22 protein-coding genes and 1 riboswitch are annotated in these 21869 nt (G+C 38.7%); of the genes, 20 read left to right on the top strand and 2 right to left on the bottom strand.

Annotated elements, in window-relative coordinates; all coding sequences use genetic code 11:
- Positions 1-147: 147 nt before the first annotated feature.
- Positions 148-555, top strand: a complete 408-nt coding sequence (locus MKX72_RS23895; RefSeq protein WP_013059411.1) for a DUF350 domain-containing protein — start codon at positions 148-150, stop codon at positions 553-555.
- Positions 556-706: 151 nt separating this feature from the next.
- Here MKX72_RS23895 and MKX72_RS23890 read toward each other — a convergent pair whose 3' ends face one another.
- The gene (locus MKX72_RS23890; protein WP_047749792.1) at positions 707-1813 is read right to left on the bottom strand and encodes a 5-methyltetrahydropteroyltriglutamate--homocysteine S-methyltransferase; all 1107 of its coding nucleotides are present in this window, start codon (positions 1811-1813) and stop codon (positions 707-709) included.
- Positions 1814-2030: 217 nt separating this feature from the next.
- Between MKX72_RS23890 and MKX72_RS23885 the strand changes: the two genes are divergently transcribed.
- From MKX72_RS23885 to MKX72_RS23850, 8 genes are all read left to right on the top strand, one after another.
- Positions 2031-3722 (top strand): AMP-binding protein, encoded by a 1692-nt coding sequence (locus MKX72_RS23885; RefSeq protein ID WP_098626995.1) that lies wholly within the window; start codon positions 2031-2033, stop codon positions 3720-3722.
- Positions 3723-3834: 112 nt separating this feature from the next.
- Positions 3835-4419, top strand: coding sequence for a TetR/AcrR family transcriptional regulator (locus tag MKX72_RS23880; protein ID WP_013059408.1), 585 nt, complete (start codon positions 3835-3837; stop codon positions 4417-4419).
- Positions 4420-4498: 79 nt separating this feature from the next.
- Entirely contained in the window at positions 4499-5272 is a 774-nt protein-coding gene (locus MKX72_RS23875; RefSeq protein ID WP_155007626.1) for an enoyl-CoA hydratase, read from the top strand.
- An 18-nt stretch (positions 5273-5290) separates the two neighbouring features.
- A complete protein-coding gene (locus tag MKX72_RS23870; RefSeq protein ID WP_016765685.1) occupies positions 5291-6064 on the top strand; it encodes an electron transfer flavoprotein subunit beta/FixA family protein in 774 nt (257 codons plus the stop codon).
- Positions 6065-6097: 33 nt separating this feature from the next.
- Positions 6098-7078: an electron transfer flavoprotein subunit alpha/FixB family protein gene (locus MKX72_RS23865; RefSeq protein ID WP_033579632.1), complete on the top strand. Its 981-nt coding sequence runs from the start codon at positions 6098-6100 to the stop codon at positions 7076-7078.
- A gap of 402 nt (positions 7079-7480) precedes the next feature.
- Positions 7481-7795: a thioredoxin gene (gene trxA / locus MKX72_RS23860; protein WP_013059404.1), complete on the top strand. Its 315-nt coding sequence runs from the start codon at positions 7481-7483 to the stop codon at positions 7793-7795.
- A gap of 234 nt (positions 7796-8029) precedes the next feature.
- Complete coding sequence (uvrC, locus tag MKX72_RS23855) at positions 8030-9796, top strand: excinuclease ABC subunit UvrC (protein WP_014458075.1); 1767 nt, start codon at positions 8030-8032, stop codon at positions 9794-9796.
- A gap of 65 nt (positions 9797-9861) precedes the next feature.
- Positions 9862-10039, top strand: a riboswitch (Lysine riboswitch).
- A 141-nt stretch (positions 10040-10180) separates the two neighbouring features.
- Entirely contained in the window at positions 10181-11413 is a 1233-nt protein-coding gene (locus tag MKX72_RS23850) for an aspartate kinase (RefSeq protein ID WP_048019702.1), read from the top strand.
- Between the two features lie 51 nt (positions 11414-11464).
- Here the strand turns inward: MKX72_RS23850 and MKX72_RS23845 are convergent, their stop codons facing one another.
- Positions 11465-11992, bottom strand: a complete 528-nt coding sequence (locus tag MKX72_RS23845; protein ID WP_028411755.1) for a YslB family protein — start codon at positions 11990-11992, stop codon at positions 11465-11467.
- A 489-nt stretch (positions 11993-12481) separates the two neighbouring features.
- Between MKX72_RS23845 and MKX72_RS23840 the strand changes: the two genes are divergently transcribed.
- The 11 genes from MKX72_RS23840 to MKX72_RS23790 all read left to right on the top strand — a co-directional run bounded on the left by MKX72_RS23840 (position 12482) and on the right by MKX72_RS23790 (position 21806).
- Positions 12482-13090 carry a succinate dehydrogenase cytochrome b558 subunit gene (locus MKX72_RS23840; RefSeq protein WP_028411754.1) on the top strand — a complete coding sequence of 203 codons (609 nt, stop codon included), beginning with the start codon at positions 12482-12484 and terminating at the stop codon, positions 13088-13090.
- Between the two features lie 29 nt (positions 13091-13119).
- On the top strand, positions 13120-14907 hold the full coding sequence (gene sdhA, locus MKX72_RS23835) for a succinate dehydrogenase flavoprotein subunit (RefSeq protein WP_013059399.1): 1788 nt from the start codon (positions 13120-13122) through the stop codon (positions 14905-14907).
- Between the two features lie 3 nt (positions 14908-14910).
- Positions 14911-15684 carry a succinate dehydrogenase iron-sulfur subunit gene (gene sdhB / locus MKX72_RS23830; protein ID WP_013059398.1) on the top strand — a complete coding sequence of 258 codons (774 nt, stop codon included), beginning with the start codon at positions 14911-14913 and terminating at the stop codon, positions 15682-15684.
- Positions 15685-15747: 63 nt separating this feature from the next.
- On the top strand, positions 15748-16197 hold the full coding sequence (locus tag MKX72_RS23825; RefSeq protein ID WP_028411753.1) for an acyl-CoA thioesterase: 450 nt from the start codon (positions 15748-15750) through the stop codon (positions 16195-16197).
- Between the two features lie 174 nt (positions 16198-16371).
- A complete protein-coding gene (gerE, locus tag MKX72_RS23820; RefSeq protein ID WP_013059396.1) occupies positions 16372-16596 on the top strand; it encodes a spore germination transcription factor GerE in 225 nt (74 codons plus the stop codon).
- Between the two features lie 203 nt (positions 16597-16799).
- On the top strand, positions 16800-17126 hold the full coding sequence (locus MKX72_RS23815; protein ID WP_028411752.1) for a hypothetical protein: 327 nt from the start codon (positions 16800-16802) through the stop codon (positions 17124-17126).
- 148 nt (positions 17127-17274) lie between these two features.
- Positions 17275-17775, top strand: a complete 501-nt coding sequence (locus MKX72_RS23810; RefSeq protein ID WP_013085158.1) for a cation:proton antiporter regulatory subunit — start codon at positions 17275-17277, stop codon at positions 17773-17775.
- Entirely contained in the window at positions 17776-18990 is a 1215-nt protein-coding gene (locus MKX72_RS23805) for a cation:proton antiporter (protein ID WP_028411751.1), read from the top strand.
- A gap of 133 nt (positions 18991-19123) precedes the next feature.
- Complete coding sequence (locus tag MKX72_RS23800; RefSeq protein WP_080754460.1) at positions 19124-19921, top strand: ABC transporter ATP-binding protein; 798 nt, start codon at positions 19124-19126, stop codon at positions 19919-19921.
- Between the two features lie 33 nt (positions 19922-19954).
- Positions 19955-20941: an aliphatic sulfonate ABC transporter substrate-binding protein gene (locus MKX72_RS23795; RefSeq protein WP_155007627.1), complete on the top strand. Its 987-nt coding sequence runs from the start codon at positions 19955-19957 to the stop codon at positions 20939-20941.
- 10 nt (positions 20942-20951) lie between these two features.
- A complete protein-coding gene (locus tag MKX72_RS23790) occupies positions 20952-21806 on the top strand; it encodes an ABC transporter permease (protein WP_033579636.1) in 855 nt (284 codons plus the stop codon).
- Positions 21807-21869 lie beyond the last annotated feature (63 nt).

Raw genomic sequence — 21869 nt, 5'->3', positions numbered from 1 at the left:
TGAACAAGCATATATGAAGATGGAAAATCCGACATGGCTCATGAACTATGTTGGGTTTTCTATCTCTTTTAAGAACGATGCAAGTAAAGGAAAGAGACCTGTCAGTTCATTACGTGGAGTGTAATATAAATTAGGAGTGATGCAAAAATGAGGGATTTTTGGAAAGACCCGTATATTGAATCCGCCGCTTATTACAGCGTGGTTGTCTTGAGCATTGTCGTCTTTCTTGTTGTGTTTGAGCTCGTTACTAAATATAAGAATTGGGAAGAGATTCAAAAAGGAAATATGGCTGTTGCGATGGCAACAGGTGGGAAAATATTTGGATTAGCTAATATTTTTCGCTATTCAATTGAGCACAACGACAATTTGTTAAGAATGCTTGGATGGGGAATATATGGGTTTGTTCTTTTACTAGTCAGCTATTTTATTTTCGAATTTTTGACGCCGAAATTTCGAATCGATGATGAAATTGAACAAGATAACAGAGCCGTTGGGTTTATTTCACTTGTTATTTCAATCGGTATGTCCTATGTAATAGGAGCAGGGATAGGATAGGAGAGAGTCATGGAGAAGTTAGCGAAAATTTTACTCATTTTATGCGGAGTGTTTATGCTTATTGGTCTTATCTATTTATCTATATAGCTTTTCCTAACATTGTGATGACAGCAAAAAAGCTGGCCTTAAAGCAGGTCAGCTTTTTTAATGATTACTTCCATACATCTTCAGCAATTGCAATCACGTGCTTTACTTTATCCCACTGCTGTTCTTCAGTTAGTAAATTTCCTTCTTCTGTAGAAGCAAATCCGCACTGGGGACTCAAACAAATTTGATCAAGAGAAACAAATTCTGCCGCTTCAGCAATTCGTTTTTTCACTGCTTCAGGATCTTCTAAATCTCCAAATTTTGATGTGATAAGACCAAGGACAATCTGAAGGTCATTTCGCTTTACATGTCGAAGAGGTTCGAATCCTCCTGAGCGTTCATCATCAAATTCTAAAAATAGTCCATCTACGTTTAACTGACTGAAAATAGCTTTTGACGCATTTTCATATCCGCCGCTTGCTGTATAAGTAGACTGGAAATTCCCTCTGCAAATATGCATTGTAATAACCATATCATCTGGCTTATGCGCAATGGATTCATTGATCGCATCCGTAAAACGTTTCAGTAATTCTTGGGGCGTAAATCCTTTTGACGCGATTTGTTCTTGTCCTTTTTCTGAGAAAAAGACCGCCCACGCAGTATCATCTAACTGTAAATAGCGGCATCCAGCATCATAAAATGCTTGAATGGCTTTTTGATATGTTTTAACTAAATCAGCAAAAAATACATCCGTATCCGAGTAAGCAGACTCTTCAATATGGCCTCTGAAAAACAGCATATTGGGACTTGGAATGGTGAACTTAGCCACGTGTTCTTTTCCGGCCGCTTGATGAAGAAATTTATAATCTTCAATCATAGGGTGGTGATTAAAATCTAGTTTTCCAGTAACTTTTATACCGTGAGCTTTTGTTTGGACCCCGTGAAACTGAATTCCCGACTCTGCTTCGTAAAGTTCTACGCCCACAAGTTCTGATAGAAAATCAAAGTGCCACCACGCACGGCGAAACTCACCGTCTGTTATGGCTTTTAATCCAATTTGTTTTTGCTTTTCTACGAGCTTACTAATTTCTTCATCTTCAATTGCTCGAAGCTGTTTCTTTGTCATTTCCCCGTTTTCTACCTGTAATCGTGCTTGCTTGATACGCTCAGGACGCAAAAAGCTTCCAACGTGATCTGCTTTGAACGGTCCTTTAGTCAATGTTGTTATCAATTTATACAGCTCCTTAAAAAAATCTAATTTTTATTATATACAAAAAATTCGGATAATGTACAGGGATAAATCCAATTTTTATTTATTACGCTGCAGGATGAAAGAGTGATTAGACAGGAAAGAGAACATTCAATAACGATTGCATCTAAAAAAAGAATGAACTATAATTTTAATTAGAAAATTCTAATTTTTTATTTTTTTGAGGGAGAGGATACGTGTGGAATCCACCGAAAAGATATGGCTTTCTCAATACCCAGAGGAAATATCTGCTACGCTTCATTATGAGCAAAAAAATTTAGCACAGCTTTTTGAAGAAGCAGTTCAAAAAGCCCCTAAAAAAAACGCAATCTATTTTCTAGGGAAAAAAATGACGTTTTCCCAACTGCATCAAGATTCTTTGAAACTGTCATCTTACCTTATTGAACTGGGATTAAAAAAAGGGGATAGAGTAGCCATTATGCTTCCAAATTGCCCTCAAGCTGTCATTTCCTTTTATGCTGTTCTTCTTGCCGGAGGAGTAGTCGTTCAAACAAACCCTTTGTATACGGAAAGGGAGTTAGAGTATCAGCTGAATGATTCAGAAGCGACCATGATTATTGCACTCGATTTGCTATATCCGCGTGTAGTAAAAATGAAAGCGTTAACAAGTGTAAAACACGTAGTCATCACCTCTATTCAAGACTATCTCCCATTTCCCAAAAACATAATCTATCCATTTATTCAGCGCAAACAGCAGAAGATAAGCGTGGATGTGAGTCATACGGAGACTACTCATTTATTTAAACGCATTATAAGTGAATCCTCTCCAGCAGTATGTAATGCTGAGGGAATTTCAGACGAAGATATCGCGATTTTACAATACACCGGGGGAACAACAGGTTTTCCAAAAGGAGTCATGCTTACTCATAAAAACTTGGTAGCCAATGCAACGATGTGTTCACATTGGTTATACCGCTGCAAGCATGGAGAAGAAAAAGTGCTTGGAATTATCCCGTTTTTTCATGTGTATGGTTTAACAACGGTTCTGGTTCTATCGGTTTTGCAAAACTACGAGATGGTGCTTCTGCCTAAATTTGATGCAAAAACGACGCTCAAAACCATTCATAAGCAGCAGCCTACTTTATTTCCAGGTGCTCCGACAATTTACATCGCATTATTAAACCATCCTGATTTAGCAAAATACAACCTATCTTCTATTGATTCATGTATGAGCGGTTCGGCTCCTCTGCCTGTGGAAGTGCAGGAGCAGTTTGAAAAGCTCACTGGAGGTAAACTAGTGGAAGGATATGGATTGACGGAAACCTCTCCTGTTACTCATGCTAATTTTCTTTGGAAAGAGAGAATTCCAGGAAGCATTGGAGTGCCTTGGCCAGACACAGATGCCAAAATTCTCTCGTTTGAAACAGGTAAAGAAGCTGCTGTAAGCGAAGTAGGAGAAATTGCGGTTAAAGGTCCTCAGGTCATGAAAGGATATTGGAAGCAGCCTGAAGAAACGGAGGCTGTTATGCGAGACGGGTGGTTGCTAACAGGTGATGTTGGCTATATGGATGATAAAGGTTATTTTTATGTAGTAGATCGAAAGAAAGATATTATTATTGCCGGGGGATATAATATCTATCCTCGAGAAGTTGAAGAAGTATTATATGAGCATGAAAAAATTCAAGAAGCTGTAGTGGTAGGTGTTCCTGACCCATATAGAGGAGAAACAGTGAAGGCTTACATTGTATTAAAAAATGGTGTAAGATGTACTGAAGAAGAGTTAAATGAGTTTTCTAGAAAGTATTTAGCTGCTTATAAAGTTCCGCGCCTTTATGAATTTCGAAATGAGCTTCCAAAAACAGCGGTCGGGAAGATTCTGCGACGAGCGCTGATTGAAGAAGAAAATGAAAAGCATAAAAAGGCGACGTAATCGATCGTCGCCTTTGATTTTTTTGCTGAAACATAATTGACAGATACTTGCGGTTTCTTTATTATAAAGATATGAATGAATAATCATTCATATTTTAAAGGAGCGTATAAGATTGAGAAGAAATAAGCCAAAGTATAAGCAGATTATCGATGCAGCTGTAGTAGTAATAGCAGAAAACGGATACCACAATGCTCAGGTTTCTAAAATTGCTAAGCAGGCTGGAGTTGCAGACGGTACGATATATTTATATTTTAAAAACAAAGAAGATGTCTTGATTTCCTTATTTCAAGAGAAGATGGGACAGTTTGTAGAAAAAATTTATGAAGAACTGGCGGGAATTGAAACTGCGGCAGAAAAACTTCACGTATTAATTGACAAGCATTTTTCGTTTCTAGCGGAGGATCATCATTTAGCTACAGTGACACAGCTTGAACTGCGTCAATCGAACAAAGATTTAAGATTGAAAATTAACGATGTATTAAAAGATTATCTGACTCTCATTGATTCTATTTTACAGACAGGAATCGAAACGGGTGAGTTTTCTGAAAATATAGATATTCGTCTTGCGCGACAGATGATTTTTGGAACGATTGATGAAACTGTCACAACATGGGTAATGAACGATCATCGATATGGTCTAATAGAATCGGTAGATAAAGTCCATTCCCTGCTGTTAAACGGCTGCAGCGGCTCATAATCGTAAGTGAGCCTGCTGCTCCCTTGCGAGGGGAGAAGCGCAAGGTAATGAAAATAGAAAGAAAGGGTGGGGGAAACAAATGGAGATTATCCAGGTTGAAACTGTTGATGCAATAAGCTTCATTACGTTGAATAGACAACCTGCTAACGCTTTGTCTCAAGATTTATTAAAAGATCTTTCAAGTGTTTTAAAACATTTAGAAGATAGCAAAGAGACAAGGGTTATCGTCATTAAAGGCGAAGGGAAATTCTTTTGTGCTGGAGCTGATATAAAAGAGTTTACATCACTGCAGCAGGAAAAAGATTACGAGAAACTTGCTGTTAACGGCCAAGAGCTCTTTGAGTATATTGAAAATTACCCAAAACCAGTTATTGCAGCTATTCATGGAGCTGCTTTAGGCGGAGGATTAGAGCTTGCTATGAGCTGCCATATTCGTTTGGTAACAGAAAATGCTAAGCTGGGCTTGCCTGAACTTCAGTTAGGAATTATACCAGGGTTTGGAGGAACTCAGCGATTGCCTCGTTATGTAGGGGTTCATAAGGCTTGTGAGATGATGCTGACAAGTGATCCAATATCGGGCAGCGAGGCAGTGGAGTTAGGATTGGCAAACGCAGCTTTTGAAGAAAGTCAGCTTATCAATGAAACATTTTTACTTGCTAGAAAAATTGCCAAAAAAAGCCCAATCTCTGTTAAAGCTACTTTGCAGCTGCTTCAACATGTAAAAACAGATGCTTATTACAGCGGCATCAAAAAAGAAGCGCAATTTTTTGGAAGCGTATTCAAAAGCAGTGATGCTCAAGAAGGCGTAGCCGCTTTTATTGAAAAGCGCCAGCCCAAATTTTTAGGAAAATAAGCTTAGGAGGGGAATTGAATGAATATTTATGTGTTAGTAAAAAGAACGTTCGATACAGAGGAGAAACTTTCACTAAAAAATGGTCAAATTGTTGAAGATGGAGCTGAATTTATTATTAATCCTTACGATGAGTATGCAGTTGAAGAGGCTATTCAGCTAAAGGAAAAGCATGGCGGAGAGATTACGGTCGTGAGTGTAGGAGGGGAAGAATCAGAAAAAGAACTCCGAACAGCTTTGGCTATGGGAGCAGATAAAGCGGTTTTAATCAATACGGAAGATGACATAGAAGATGGCGATCAGTACACGACTTCTAGGCTGCTGGCACAGTACTTAAAAGAGCAATCTCCTGATTTAATCTTAGCAGGAAACGTAGCGATTGACGGAGGTTCAGGCCAGGTGGGACCGCGCGTAGCAGAACAGTTAGAAATCCCTTATATTACAACGATTACAAAGCTGGATATTGAAGGTGAAAAAGTGACGGTTGTACGCGATGTGGAAGGAGATTCGGAAGTTATTGAAACGTCGCTTCCTCTTTTAGTAACAGCTCAGCAGGGACTTAATGAGCCTCGCTATCCATCTCTTCCAGGGATTATGAAAGCGAAGAAGAAACCGTTGGTTGAAGTGGAATTAGACGATTTAGATTTAGATGAAGATGATGTAGAAGCAAAAACAAAGACAATTGAAATTTATTTACCTCCGAAAAAAGACGCGGGGCGCGTATTACAAGGAGATATAAAAGATCAAGTAACAGAGCTGGTCAATTTACTGCATAAGGAAGCAAAAGTCATTTAATAAGTCAAAAGTCAAAACAATGGGGGTATTGTAATGGGACGCAAAGTGTTAGTTCTTGGAGAAGCACGTGATGGGGGATTACGAAACGTATCGTTTGAAGCGATTTCCGCAGCGTCTACTGTAGCTGATGGGGGAGAAATTATTGCAGCGTTAGTAGGAAAGGACGTAAAATCTTTAAGTGAAGAACTTATTGCATACGGAGCAGATAAAGTTGTTGTGACGGAGCATGAAGATTTAGCTGCTTACACATCGGATGGTTACGCTCAGGCATTATTAGCCATCATTGAAAGTGAACAGCCTGAAGCTATCGTATTTGGGCATACGGCTCTTGGCAAAGATCTAGCGCCAAAACTGGCAGCTCGCTTAGATAAAGGACTTATCTCGGATGTGACGGATGTAGAAGTGGGAGGGGATCAAGTAGTCTTCACTCGCCCAATTTATTCTGGTAAAGCATTTGAGAAGAAAATCATGACCGATGCTTTTACGTTTGTCACGATTCGTCCAAATAATATTTCACCGCTTGCAAAAGATGAGGGGCGTACAGGTGATGTAGAGGATTTAAATGTTGAAATCAAAAACCTGCGTACTGTTGTAAAAGAAGTCGTACGCAAAGCAACGCAAGGGGTTGATTTGTCCGAAGCAAAAGTCGTGATTGCAGGTGGTCGAGGTGTAAAAAGCACGGAAGGTTTTGGACCTCTCCAAGAACTAGCGGACGTGTTAAATGGAGCTGTTGGAGCGTCTCGCGGAGCGTGCGATGCAGATTACTGCGACTATTCTCTTCAAATCGGTCAGACGGGCAAAGTAGTCACACCAGATTTATACATTGCCTGCGGAATTTCAGGTGCTATTCAGCATTTGGCAGGTATGTCAAATTCAAAAATTATTGTTGCAATCAATAAAGATCCTGAAGCGAATATTTTTAAAGTAGCTGACTACGGAATCGTTGGAGATTTATTTGAAGTAGTGCCTCTGCTAACGGAAGAATTTAAAAAGCTGAAAGTACAGTCTGCGTAAGATTCTCGGACAAAAGTATTTGAGACGAAGTGAAGAACGAACCGTTGATCAAGATTTTTGATTAGTGGTTCGTTTTTTTGTTAGGGTAAACGCAGGGTAGGTCTTTCTAGCAGGTGATTGGAGGGCAAGGCTCCTGCTAGAAAAGCGAAGTCTTGCATGGAAATCAACTGCGGTGTCGCAAGCGGTTCAACCCATGTATACTATTTGTTCGTCTTTGGATTCATTTAGTCAGGTCTCAGCCTCATGGGAAATGAAATTTTCTACGCATATTTTTAGGCAAATTGTACAAACTAGAGCGGAGAATAAACAGTATAAATGTAAGCAAAAAGTTAGCAAACCTTATTTGAAGGTGATATACTGTGAGTAGAATTTGGATATTGCATATATTTAGGAGGAATTAAAATGGCTATTGCACATGCTACAGATAAAAACTTTACAGATGAAATTAAATCAGGCCTAGTGCTTGTTGACTTTTGGGCACCATGGTGTGGCCCTTGTAAAATGATTGCTCCAGTTCTTGAAGAAATTGATGGCGAACTTAACGATAAAGTTAAAATCGTAAAAGTAGACGTTGATGAAAATCAAGAAACAGCTGGAAAATTTGGTGTTATGAGTATCCCAACTTTAGTATTATTCAAAGATGGAGAGAAAGTTGATCAAGTAGTTGGTTTCCAACCAAAAGAAGCATTAACAGAATTAATTAATAAACACGCGTAAGTCAAAACCTAGCTCAGGCTAGGTTTTTTTCTTTTTCTCCACTTTTTCTCCACTTTTTCTCTTTTGGGAATACTTTTATTTAGCGAATATGCGTTCGTTTGTTTTATACTAGATGTAAGGAACACCGCCATAAATCCAGCTTATGTACATGTATTAAGACAGGAAAGAATGTAGGTTACGCTTCATAAGCGATTGTATAGATGGACAGAGTAAGAGAAGAGGAAGGAGAAAAGTATGAACGATTATTTAAAAGAAAAGCTGGCTATTTTACCGGATCAGCCCGGCTGTTACTTGATGAAAGATAAATATGGAACGGTCATTTACGTAGGAAAAGCAAAAGTATTAAAAAATCGAGTACGTTCCTACTTTACCGGATCTCATGACGGAAAGACGCTTCGACTTGTAAACGACATTGTCGACTTTGAATATATCGTCACATCTTCTAATTTAGAAGCGCTTATTTTAGAAATGAATTTAATTAAAAAGCATGACCCAAAATACAATATTATGCTTAAAGATGATAAGGGCTATCCGTTTATTAAGATTACAGCTGAAAAACAGCCCCGACTTGTTATTACAAGAAAAATAAAAAAAGATAAAGGGAAATACTTCGGTCCTTATCCTAATGTTCAAGCAGCAAATGAAACAAAGCGGCTTCTTGATCGCATTTATCCGTTAAGAAAGTGCTCCACTATGCCAGATAGGCCTTGTTTGTATTACCATATCGGGCAATGTCTAGCTCCTTGCGTAAAAGAGGTAAAAGAAGAGCAAAACAAACAAATTATTGAAAATATCACGCGGTTTTTAAATGGTGGATATGAGCATGTCAAAACAGAGTTAACTGAAAAAATGTTAAAAGCTTCAGAAGAACTTGACTTTGAACGGGCTAAAGAATACCGAGATCAAATTGCTCATATCGAAGCGACAATGGAAAAGCAAAAAGTAACGTTTAATGATTTTGTTAATCGAGATGTGTTTGGCTATTCTTACGATAAAGGCTGGATGTGTGTTCAAGTTTTCTTTATTCGCCAAGGGAAATTAATTGAGCGAGAAGTTTCTATGTTTCCTTTTTATAAAGAGCCAGAAGAAGATTTCTTAACTTTTATCGGTCAGTTTTATGCCAAAAATATTAAGCCAAAAGAAGTGATGGTTCCAGCAACGATTGATGCAGAGTTAGCTGAGAAGTTAGTAGAAGTAGAGGTTCAGCATCCAAAGCGAGGCAAAAAGAAAGAATTAGTAGAACTTGCGTGTAAAAATGCAAAAATTGCGCTCGGTGAAAAATTCTATTTAATTGAACGAGATGAAGAGCGTACAGTTGGCGCAGTTGAACGGTTAGGAGAAGAGCTTGGAATTGCCGCTCCTTATCGGATTGAAGCATTTGATAACTCAAATATTCAAGGAACAGACCCAGTTTCTGCGATGATTGTTTTTGTTGATGGGAAACCGGAAAAGAAAGAATATCGCAAATATAAAATTAAGACCGTAAAGGGACCAGATGATTACAGTTCCATGAGGGAAGTCGTTCGCAGACGGTATTCCAGAGCGTTAAAAGAAGGCCTTCCGCTTCCTGATTTAATTGTTGTAGATGGAGGCAAAGGGCATTTAGCTGCAGTCCAGGACGTTCTCGAAAATGAATTGGGACTTTTAGTGCCTACAGCAGGTCTTGTTAAAGATGATAAACACAGAACCTCCAACCTGATGATTGGTGAGCCTCCTCAAATCATACCGCTTGAACGCAATAGTCAAGAATTTTATTTGCTTCAGCGAATTCAAGATGAAGTTCACCGCTTTGCAATCACCTTCCACCGTCAAGTGCGCTCTAAGTCCGCTTTTCAGTCAGTTCTAGACGACATTCCGGGAGTGGGAGAAAAGCGTAAGAAAGCTTTGTTAAAGCATTTTGGTTCGGTGAAAAAATTGAAAGAAGCAACGGTTGAAGATATACGAAATTCAGGTGTTCCTCAAAACATTGCTGAAAAAATTTATGAAACATTACAAAAATAGTCTTGAAATAATAGAAAATATTTGATAAGCTATTAACTAATTTCATACGACACTTCATCAAATGAAGTGAAGATAGAGGTGCAAATTTAATCAGTACGCATCAGGAAGGGTATGAGCCCTTATGAACGATGCGGAAAGGGAAATTTGCCGAAGTGAACATTACCTCATAGTAATGATTGCTGGTTCTGCGTTGAATAAACGTAGGATTGTCAAGATGTAGATTCTTGGAGAGCTATCTCACGGCAGTGGACGGTTATGTTTTATAATTTTCGTTCGTTAAGCAATGAGAGCTCATCTCATTGCTTTTTTTATTGTCTGAGTAAAAAAATTTAGCTTCTCATCATCCTGCATATGCAAATTTATTGAAAAGGAATGAACAAAATTATGGCATTAATCGTTCAAAAATTTGGTGGAACATCTGTTGGTTCTGTTGAACGTATTCAACATGTAGCAAACCGTGTTATTCAAGAAGCAGAGCGCGGTAACCAAGTAGTAGTTGTTGTATCGGCAATGGGCAAAACCACAGATGCACTGGTGAAATTAGCAAGTGATATTACGGACAGTCCAAGTAAACGCGAAATGGATATGCTTCTTACAACTGGAGAACAAGTAACGATTTCCCTGTTAACAATGGCTCTTCAATTCAAAGGTCATGAAGCCACTTCGCTAACAGGTTGGCAAGCTGGTATCCAGACGGAAGCAGTTCACAGCAATGCACGAATCCAGCACATTGACACGACTCGTATTCAAAGCCAATTAGATAGAGGTCGAATCGTAGTAGTAGCTGGATTCCAAGGCTGTTCAGAAGATGGAAGCATTACAACATTAGGTCGAGGCGGCTCTGACACTACGGCAGTAGCTCTTGCCGCGGCACTAAAAGCTGCAAAATGTGATATTTATACAGACGTAACAGGAGTGTTTACGACGGATCCGCGCTACGTAGAAGATGCTCGTAAACTTCATTCTATTTCATATGACGAAATGTTAGAATTAGCCAATTTAGGAGCAGGGGTGCTGCATCCGCGCGCTGTTGAGTTTGCAAAAAATTATCAGGTACCGCTAGAAGTGCGTTCAAGCTTAGAAAACGAGAATGGAACGATTGTTGAGGAGGAAGTTTCAATGGAACAAAACTTAGTCGTAAGAGGAATTGCGTTTGAAGATAATATTTCACGGGTGACAATTGAAGGGTTAAACAACGAGTTACAAACTCTTTCTACTATTTTTACAGCATTAGCAAAAGAACAGTTAAATGTGGATATTATTATTCAAAACGTAACGGCTAATAATCGCCTCTCTATCTCATTTTCTATTAAAACTGTAGATGTAGAAGCTGCTCTTGCCGTCTTAAAAGAGTATAAATCTACCTTGGGGTATACGCGTATTGAACATGAAAGCAGTCTGGCCAAAGTATCGATTGTGGGATCTGGCATGATATCTAATCCAGGTGTTGCAGCCGAAATGTTTGAAGTGCTGGCAGGAGAGAAAATTGAAGTGAAGATGGTCAGCACGTCTGAAATTAAAGTATCTACAGTTGTACCGCATGCTGATATGGTAAAAGCTGTTGAGACGCTTCACGTAGCATTTGAATTAGAAGAGCAGCAGGCAGTGCAAGTATAAAGAAAAGAAAAAAGACGTGGTATCTCCACGTCTTTTATATATACGTATTTCTTACTTTTTATAACGCTCCGCACGGGTTTCGGTAGGTAAGATATCTTTTCGGTCCCACTGCACGGAAATCAGCACTTTTCCGTTCTTTTCTTTAGGTGTTAAGTAGGCTTCTGTTAGGCAGTTGTTTTGACGCTGAATCTGTTCAGCCACAAACCCTGACTCAAGATGAAATGAACAAGTTTCCTGCTGAAATCTTTTGCTGACCACATCACCTGATAACTCAAGCTCTAGTGAATATTTATCTTTTTTGGCAAGCGTCAGTGTTCCCCAGGAAGCTGCTTTAAAAAATGCGACGATTTCATCCATTGTATTTAATGGATATTTACGCGCAAGGTGTTTTCCTGCCCAGTATGAGATGGTATTCGTTTCGTCTCCAAGAAGCTCTGGAATTAACACGTCACGCAAAAGGCTGTATCCGAAATATGGAACGTGATCAAGAGCTCTCTCTGTTTCAGCTGCGGCATTAGGTTCTAATGTTTCCATCGTCTCTTCAAGTTCTTGCTGTGATTCTGTTTGTAAATTGCTCATGCTTTCCCCTCTTTCTTTACTACTATTATATACAAATCTAAAAAACCTCTCACGCATTTTTTTAATAAAATGTAAGAGGATCTTTATTATGGTAAAAAGAGTTAGATGTAAAGATAAAAAATCCATAAAATTACTTTTAAAAGGGTACTTTTACCTGTGTAAATGTTTTGTGAACTTGTTTACAATAAAAGTATAAAGTAAACGCTTACTTAACTGTGGCAAGCGATATTATAATAGAAAGAAAAAATCTTTAACATCAATGCAGTAAGCGTTAACAAATATAAAATTTTATAAATTTATATTTTATAGAAGATTTAAACATCTTGCCTTGACGCTCTTAATCGATGGGAGTAAAATTAACCTGTCACATACTTTATTAGGAAATGCAAAGGTTTTCATTTCCTGTATTCACGATTAATCTATTTGTCTAGTGGGAGTAAGAAAGTTCTTCACAAACTATGTTCATTTAACTAAGGGGGGTCTACGCAGATGGCGGCAAACAGAGAGTTTCAATATCGGAGAATCCATTCACTACTTGGAGTAATACCAATCGGGATTTTCTTAACACAGCATTTAGTTGTGAATCATTTCGCGACAAAGGGAGAAGAATCATTTAATCAAGCAGCTCACTTCATGGAGAGCTTACCTTTCCGCTATGCTCTAGAAATTTTCATTATTTTCTTACCAATCGTTTTTCACGCAATATATGGTCTTTACATCGCATTCACTGCTAAAACAAACGTTAACAACTATGGATTTTTCCGTAACTGGATGTTTATCCTTCAGCGTGTTTCAGGTGTAATCACACTTATCTTCATCACATGGCACGTATGGGAAACCAGAATACAAGCTGCGCTTGGAAAAGAAGTAGATTTTCAAATGATGGAACGAATTTTAAGCAACCCAGCAATGTTTGCATTCTACATAGTTGGTGTTGTATCTACGATCTTCCACTTTGCAAACGGTCTATGGTCATTTGGAGTTAGCTGGGGGTTAACTGTAACACCACGTTCTCAAAGAATTTCAACTTATGTGACATTAGCAATCTTCTTAGCACTTACATTCGTAGGTGTTCGTACATTATTCGCATTTGCATAAAATTAAGGTTTTGAAGGAGTGGGGTTCCGATGAGTAACGGAAAAATCATCGTAGTCGGTGGCGGTTTAGCTGGCTTGATGGCAACAATAAAAATTGCTGAGTCTGGCAAGCAAGTAGATTTATTTTCACTAGTTCCGGTAAAAAGATCTCACTCAGTTTGCGCGCAAGGTGGAATCAACGGAGCCGTAAATACGAAAGGTGAAGGAGATTCACCATGGGAACACTTTGATGACACAGTGTATGGCGGAGACTTTTTAGCCAACCAGCCACCTGTAAAAGCAATGTGTGAAGCAGCTCCTGGTATTATTCACTTACTTGACCGTATGGGTGTTATGTTTAACCGTACTCCTGAGGGTTTGTTAGACTTCAGACGATTTGGCGGAACGCAGCATCACCGTACGGCTTTTGCTGGAGCAACAACGGGTCAACAGTTATTGTACGCATTAGATGAGCAGGTTCGTCGCTATGAAGTTGCCGGACTTGTGACAAAGTACGAAGGATGGGAATTCTTAGGTGCTGTTCTTGATGATGAGCGCAGCTGTCGCGGAATTTCTGCACAAAATTTAAAATCAATGGAAATTAAAACGTTCCCAGCTGATGCGGTTATTATGGCTACAGGTGGACCTGGTATTGTCTTTGGAAAATCGACGAACTCAGTTATTAATACAGGTTCAGCGGCATCTATCGTGTATCAGCAAGGTGCATACTATTCAAACGGAGAGTTTATTCAAATTCATCCAACTGCTATCCCGGGAGATGATAAGCTTCGTCTTATGAGTGAATCTGCTCGTGGAGAAGGCGGACGCGTTTGGACATATAAAGACGGTAAACCTTGGTATTTCTTAGAGGAAAAATATCCGGCATACGGTAACTTAGTACCTCGTGATATTGCAACTCGTGAAATTTTTGACGTCTGCGTAGCGCAGAAGTTAGGAATTAACGGAGAGAACATGGTTTATCTGGACCTTTCACATAAAGATCCAAAAGAGCTAGACATTAAACTTGGAGGTATCATCGAAATCTATGAAAAATTCATGGGCGATGATCCGCGCAAAGTACCAATGAAGATTTTCCCAGCCGTACACTATTCAATGGGCGGTTTATGGGTGGATTACGATCAAATGACAAATATCCCTGGCTTGTTCGCAGCTGGTGAGTGTGATTATTCGCAGCACGGAGCGAACCGTTTAGGAGCAAACTCATTATTGTCAGCTATTTATGGCGGTATGGTTGCTGGTCCTAAAGCCGTTGAATACATCAATGGTTTAGAAAAGAGCGCAGATGCTATTTCTTCAAGCGTATATGATCGTCATGTGAAAGAAGAAGAAGAGAAATGGAACAATATCATGAATCTTCAAGGTACAGAAAATGCATACGTTCTTCATAAAGAGCTAGGGGAATGGATGACTGACAACGTGACAGTCGTACGATACAATGACAAACTGTTAAAAACAGATGAAAAGATTCAAGAATTAATTGAACGCTATGATCGTATTAACATTAATGACACGGCTAAATGGAGTAATCAAGCGGCAACATTTACTCGTCAGCTTCAAAACATGCTCCAACTTTCACGTGTTGTAACGCTTGGAGCTTACAACCGTAACGAAAGTCGCGGTGCTCATTATAAGCCGGATTTCCCAGATCGTAACGATGAAGAATTCTTAAAAACAACAATGGCATCTTTCGTTGATAAGAAAACGGCTCCTTCTTTCCATTATGAAGAGGTAGACGTATCGTTAATCAAACCGCGTAAGCGCGACTACACAAAGAAAAAAGATGAAAAACCAAAAAAACAACAAGAGGGGGTTCGTTAATCAATGAGTGAACAACAAACAGTCCAAAAGACAGTGCGCTTCATTATTACACGTCAAGATTCAGCTGAATCTGCTCCTTACAATCAGGAGTTTGAAATTCCGTATCGTCCGAATATGAACGTTATTTCAGCACTGATGGAAATCAGACGTAACCCTGTTGATGCTTCAGGTAAAGAGGTTGCTCCGATAAACTGGGAAATGAACTGTTTAGAGGAAGTATGCGGAGCCTGTTCAATGGTTATCAACGGTAAACCTCGTCAGTCATGTACAGCTCTTGTTGATAAACTAGAACAGCCGATTCGCTTGCAGCCAATGAAAACATTCCCTGTTGTTCGTGACTTGCAGGTAGACCGCAGCCGTATGTTTGATTCACTGAAAAAAGTAAAAGCCTGGGTTCCGATCGATGGCACATACGATTTAGGACCAGGACCGCGTATGCCTGAAAAGAAACGTCAGTGGGCGTATGAGTTATCCAAGTGTATGACATGCGGCGTTTGCTTAGAAGCTTGTCCAAACGTAAACGACAAGTCAAACTTCATCGGTCCAGCACCACTTTCTCAAGTTCGCTTGTTTAATGCCCATCCAACCGGTGCGTTAAATAAAGGAGAACGTTTAGAGACGATTATGGGTGATGGAGGGCTAGCGAACTGCGGGAACTCTCAAAACTGCGTTCAATCATGTCCAAAAGGAATTCCATTGACTACTTCAATCGCAGCTTTGAACCGCGACACAACAATTCAAGCATTCAGAAGTTTCTTTGGTAGCGATCAAGTATAACCACTCAAAACCTCTCCACGTGGAGAGGTTTTATTTTGTCTATGACGAACGGAGGAAATACAGATGAATAATATTTCGTATATTGAAGACATGGATCACTGGAAAGAGTCATTTTCGTTTAAGCAGAAAATCAAGGTAAGATTTTCGGAAACAGATATGTTTGGGCACTTAAATAATACGGTTCCTTTTGTTTATTTTGAACAAATACGTACGGAATTCTTTCACCATATTGGCTTTATGCAAAAGTGGACGAGTGAGTATGAGGGAACGATACCGGTGGTGGCTGATTTGCAGTGCGACTATGTCAAACAAGTGTATTTTGGTAACGTGCTAGCTGTTTTTGTAAAGGCCCATAAAATCGGACGTTCTTCGGTTGATTTACACTATATGATTCAAAATGAGCAAGGAGAGGTTGTACTCACGGGGAGAGGAACAATGGTGCAAATTTCTAAAGAAACAGGAAAAAGCGTGCCTTGGAATGAAGAGATGAAAAGGTGTTTATCGACTATATAAAAATGGCTTGAAGGCTCTTTCTTCAGGCTTTTTTTCTTTTTCAAAGGTAAAAAAGAGTTTTTTGCATATTTTTTCTAAAACTAGTAACCGCGTAGGCATACCGCACATAAGATATGTTGACTAAATTTACACCCATCCGATAGTTCAACTCAGGATCAGGCAAGGAGGGTTACATTGAAAGAAAAAGAGTTTCAACCTAAACCGCTACTTACAAAGCGTGAACGAGAAGTATTCGAGCTTTTAGTACAGGACAAAACAACAAAAGAAATCGCGAGTGAACTATTCATTAGCGAAAAAACAGTTCGAAATCATATTTCTAATGCGATGCAAAAGCTTGGAGTCAAGGGGCGTTCTCAAGCAGTCGTAGAACTCCTTCGAATGGGAGAACTTGAACTATAACATGAGCTGGCTTTCTTTTTAGAAAGCCAGCTTTTTGTATATTTTTTTAAGTATCGCATATGTATCTAAAAAGAATATCATTAAGAAAATATTATAAAAAAGGTAAATCTTTATAAAAGAAACTTATTGCTTGAAATTGAATTTCAGAGTACGTATACTTTTAAGTAAGGAGATACTACTTCAAAAGAAAGAGAGGTGAGATGATGAAGAATGTATGGTTAGGGGTATTATTATGCATGATATTCTGCTTGCCTTTTGCGAGTTTGCCAGATAAATTTATTGATAATGACTTTGAAAAAGTAAAGGTCACAAAAAGTTCGGTACAGCATTACACGGATATCGTGCACATGTCTCCAGGAGCTAAGCACAGCGTCAAACAAATAGGATCTCTAATACAAAGTGTGATAGTAACTTTTGCTTTAGTATGGGTGAGTACCAAGCTCATCATTCCGACGCATCAAATTGCGTATTTTTTCCTCAAGAAAACACTTTTTTATCCAAAAATCTTTCAATCAAGTTACCTCAATTAAATAAAAAAGGTTGAAATTTCAGCAGCCTTTTCTTCAAACCTAAAATTACCTACTATTCTTAGGCTTATTTGTCATGGGGATTTTCTATACAAATAATGCAATGAAAATTTAATATTCTTCTTAAAAACTTTATAGGAGTGATCATTCAATGATGATTAAAGAAACGGAATTACCAGGAATCGGCCGTAAATTTGAAATTGAGACAAGCGGAGGAAACCGTGTGGTCGTTATTATTCATGATGATGGACGACGTGAAATCTACCACTTCGATCAAAAAGATTTAGAAGAAAGCATTTTTGACATTACGTTAACAGATACGGAATCAAGACAGCTAGCTGCAATTTTAGGCGGCATGATTTACAAGCCAAAAGCAATGGAAACCATTGAAGTGGCATTCAATGACTTAGTGATTGAATGGTACAAAGTTGAAAAACAGGCGAAAGCTCACAGTAAAACAATTGGCGAAATTGACGTTCGCAGCAACTATGATGTCACAATCATCGCTGTCATTAAAAACACGCAAAAAAAATTATCCACCCCAGGACCAGATACGTTAATTGAAGAAGGAGATACGCTTGTCATCTCTGGTGAAAGAGGAAATTTAAAAACGCTCATTAAAGAATTGCTTTCACAAGGAGGTAGTTCATAATTGGATCATTTAGTATTTGAAGTTGGGACAGCTTTGTTACTAGTCGCTTTAGCGGCTATACTAGCACATAAATTTAAATTTACGATTATTCCATTCCTCATTCTGCTGGGCATGGCGGTTGGTCCCCATGCTCCTGAGTTTGGCTCATTCAGTTTAAAGTTTATTGAAAGCCAAGAGATTATTGAATTTATGGGGAGAATTGGAGTTCTCTTTTTACTTTTTTATTTAGGGTTAGAATTTTCAGTTGGAAAGTTAATTAAATCAGGTAAGTCCATCGCGGTGGGAGGATCTATTTATATTTTAATTAACTTTACCTTAGGATTATTGTATGGATACCTGACAGGAAATCCTCTTCTTGAAGTGCTGATTATCGCTGGAATTATTACGATTTCGTCCAGCGCAATTGTCGCAAAAGTATTGGTTGATTTAAAACGAACGGCAAATCCAGAAACGGAATTGATATTAGGGATCATCATGTTTGAAGATATTTTCTTAGCGGTTTATCTTTCTGTCGTTTCAGGGTTGGTGCTTGGAGACCACGGATCGCTTGCTGGATCTTTAACATCTATTTTAATTGCGTTTGGCTATATGATGCTGTTCTTTATCATTGCTCGAAAAGCTACGCCTCTACTAAATAAACTTTTAAATATTTCATCGAATGAAATCTTTATAATCGTCGTTTTTGCGGTATTGTTTTTTGTGGCAGGCTTCTCAGAAACAATTCACGTGGCAGAAGCAATTGGAGCATTATTGCTTGGGCTTGTATTTTCTGAAACAGAACATCGCGATCGGATTGAACATCTTGTCGTACCGTTTCGTGATTTCTTTGGAGCCATCTTTTTCTTCAGCTTCGGATTAAGTATTGATCCTCTCACGCTCTGGGATGCAGGCTGGCTTGCCCTTGGAGCAGTTGCGCTTACGATTATTGGTAACTTTACAGCCGGTATGATTTCAGGAAGAAAAAGCGGGCTGTCACACAAGGCTTCGACCAATATTGGATTAACAATCATGTCACGAGGTGAGTTTTCAATCATTATGGCTAACATCGGAATTGAAGGAGGATTATCGGCCATCCTTCAGCCATTCGCTGCGCTTTATGTATTGATTTTAGCTATTATTGGTCCTTTGTTAACGAAGGAGTCTAAGCATATATACGGATTTTTAAACTCAATATTTAAATGGAAAAAACCAAATCCTCAAGAATCTAATGGATAAAATATATAAAACACAGTTGACAAATCGGATTAATATGATAAAATTCAAAATAATCCAATAACAAATCAGTTAACTATAGCAACGGGCTGATCGGTCAACCGAAAGCTCCTACCTTTTTTAGGTAGGAGCTTTTATGTTTTTAGGTGAAATAGCTTTTGATTTAAAAATTCAAGGAGGAGGAATTGCTGTGAGTGTCGTGATTCAATCGGTTAACCGCTCATTTCAAAAAGGAGAACAAGTAACTCAAGCATTGCGAAATGTAAATCTTACGATTAATAAAGGTGAATTTATTACCATTATTGGTCCGAGCGGATGCGGAAAAAGTACGCTGCTTAAAATGATCGCTGGACTTGATATAGATTATGAAGGGCGCATTGAAATCAACGGGAAGCACATAGCCGGACCTAGCATTAAACAAGGAATGATCTTTCAAGAACACCGCTTGTTCCCGTGGCTTAATGTGGAGCAAAATATAGCGGCTGACTTATCGCTGAAAGATTCGAACGTTCGGCGCCGCGTAGATGAGCTAATTGATATTGTCAGGCTGAAAGGATTTGAAAAAGCTTATCCTCGGGAACTATCTGGGGGGATGTCTCAACGAGTTGCGATTGCGCGTGCTCTTTTAAGAAATCCCGAGGTTTTATTGTTAGATGAACCGTTTGGTGCGTTGGATGCTTTCACTCGCACTCATCTGCAAGATGTGCTGTTAGACATATGGAAAAAAGAAAAAACAACCATGATTTTTGTTACCCACGATTTAGATGAATCCATTTACTTAGGAACTAAAATTGTGATTATGAGTGCCAGACCAGGAGAAATTAGTCGGGTTGTTCCAGTAGAAATTAGTCATCCGCGAAAAAAGACAGAACTACCTTTTCAGCAGCTAAGGCAGCAAGTGCTGAAAGAATTTGAAGAAGCAGGAGAACATTAAAGATTCAATCAGACAGAGAAGGAGACAGAACAGATGAAAAAGCTACTTTTAACTGCAGCTATTGTACTTGTTCTCGCATTGGCTGGGTGCGGGACGAAAGAAAAAGCGAGCGGCGAAGATTCGAAAAACGTTACGATCAATATTGGCATTCAACAAAGCCTAGGACCTTTAATGCTGGCACAAAACCAAAAATGGTTTGAAAAAGAATTTAAAAAAATAGGTGTAAACGTTAAATGGACAGAGTTTCAAAGCGGTCCTCCGCAATTTGAAGGGTTAGCATCTGGACACTTGGATTTCGGCCAAGTTGGAAACTCACCGGTTATTTCTGGTCAAGGGGCAGATATTCCATTTTTAGAAATTGCTAATTCGAGCGACGGATTAAAAGGAAATGCTATTTTAGTAGGAAAAAACAGCAAGATTAAAAGCGTAAAAGATTTAAAAGGTAAAAAGATTGCGGTTGCCAAAGGCAGCAGCGGTTTTAACTTATTGTACAGAGCTCTTGATCAAAATGGGTTAAAGCCAAGTGACGTAAAGATTATTCAGCTTCAGCCAGACGAAGCTCAGCCAGCATTTGAAAATGGGTCAGTGGATGCATGGTCAATTTGGGAACCGTTTATCTCCCTGCAAAACTTAAAAAATGAAGCTCGTATTTTAGCAGACGGCGATTCGTTAAAGGTTGCTTCACCAGGCTTTACTATTGTAAGAGAAGGCTTTGCAAAAGATCATCCAGAGTTAGTCGTTAAGTTTTTACAAGTTTATCAAAAAGCACTTGAATGGCAAAACGAACATTTTGAAGAATCTGTGGATATTCTAGCAAAACAAAAAAATCTAGATAAAGACGTAGTAAGACAAGTGTTAAAAAATAATCCTGCCTATAATCGCCCAACCTCTAAAGAAATTATTGCAGAACAACAGCGAACAGCTGATTTTCAACAATCTTTAGGCGTTATTAAAAAGAAAATTGATACGGGAGATGTCTTTGATAATTCATTTATTGAAAAAGCATTAAAAGAAAAATGAGGTGATGAAAATGAGTAAAACATCCGTGGTTTCAGGACATGTCCAGTCTTCAGCAGCTCACTTGCAACAAGTGAAAAAAAGAAAGGAAGAAGCGAAAAATAAGCAGGGAATTTTCCTTCGTTCTCTCGTCGTGCCAATTTTGCTTATCGTCGTGTGGCAAATCATTGGTTCTGCGGGCTATGTATCTAAAACCGTTCTTCCTACACCTGTTGATATTGTACTTTCTTTCAAACAGCTCATCGTATCGGGAGAACTCGGAGCTAATCTTCAAATCAGTATTTTACGTGCTGCCATAGGTTTTGCCGTTGGAGCTGGTCTAGGTTTACTATTTGGTATTATTGTCGGTTTCTCAAAGAAAACGGAGCACTATATGGATCCATCCATTCAAATGCTTAGAACTGTTCCTCACCTTGCCTTGGCTCCTTTATTTATCTTATGGTTTGGCTTTGGGGAAATTTCAAAGATATTGCTAATTGCAAACGGTGCGTTTTTCCCAATCTATGTTAATACGTATTTAGGCATTCGCGGCGTTGATTCGAAATTGTTTGATGTTGCGCGTGTTCTGCAATTTAGTAAATGGAAACAAATCACGAAACTCATTTTACCAGCCGCTCTTCCTAATATTTTACTTGGTGTCCGATTGTCTTTAGGTATTGCATGGCTCGGACTGGTAGTAGCTGAATTAATGGGAGCAAGTGAAGGTGTAGGATATATGATTATGGATGCTAGGCAGTTTTCTCAAACAGATGTAGTTTTTGTCGGAATTATCATTTTTGCTGTTGTAGGCAAATTAACTGATTCATTTGTCCGAGTATTAGAAAAGCGTCTTCTTAAATGGAGAGACAGCTACGCAGGTGAAAAATAAAAGAAGGATTTATATACTTATTAATCCTTGTAAATCTATCAGTTTTATAAGTTAAAAGGAGAG

Source organism: Priestia sp. FSL R5-0597, from assembly GCF_038006305.1.
Taxonomy (GTDB): Bacteria; Bacillota; Bacilli; order Bacillales; family Bacillaceae_H; genus Priestia; species Priestia zanthoxyli.
Note: the sequence above shows the minus strand (reverse complement) of the source record. Positions and strands in the feature narration are given on the sequence as shown.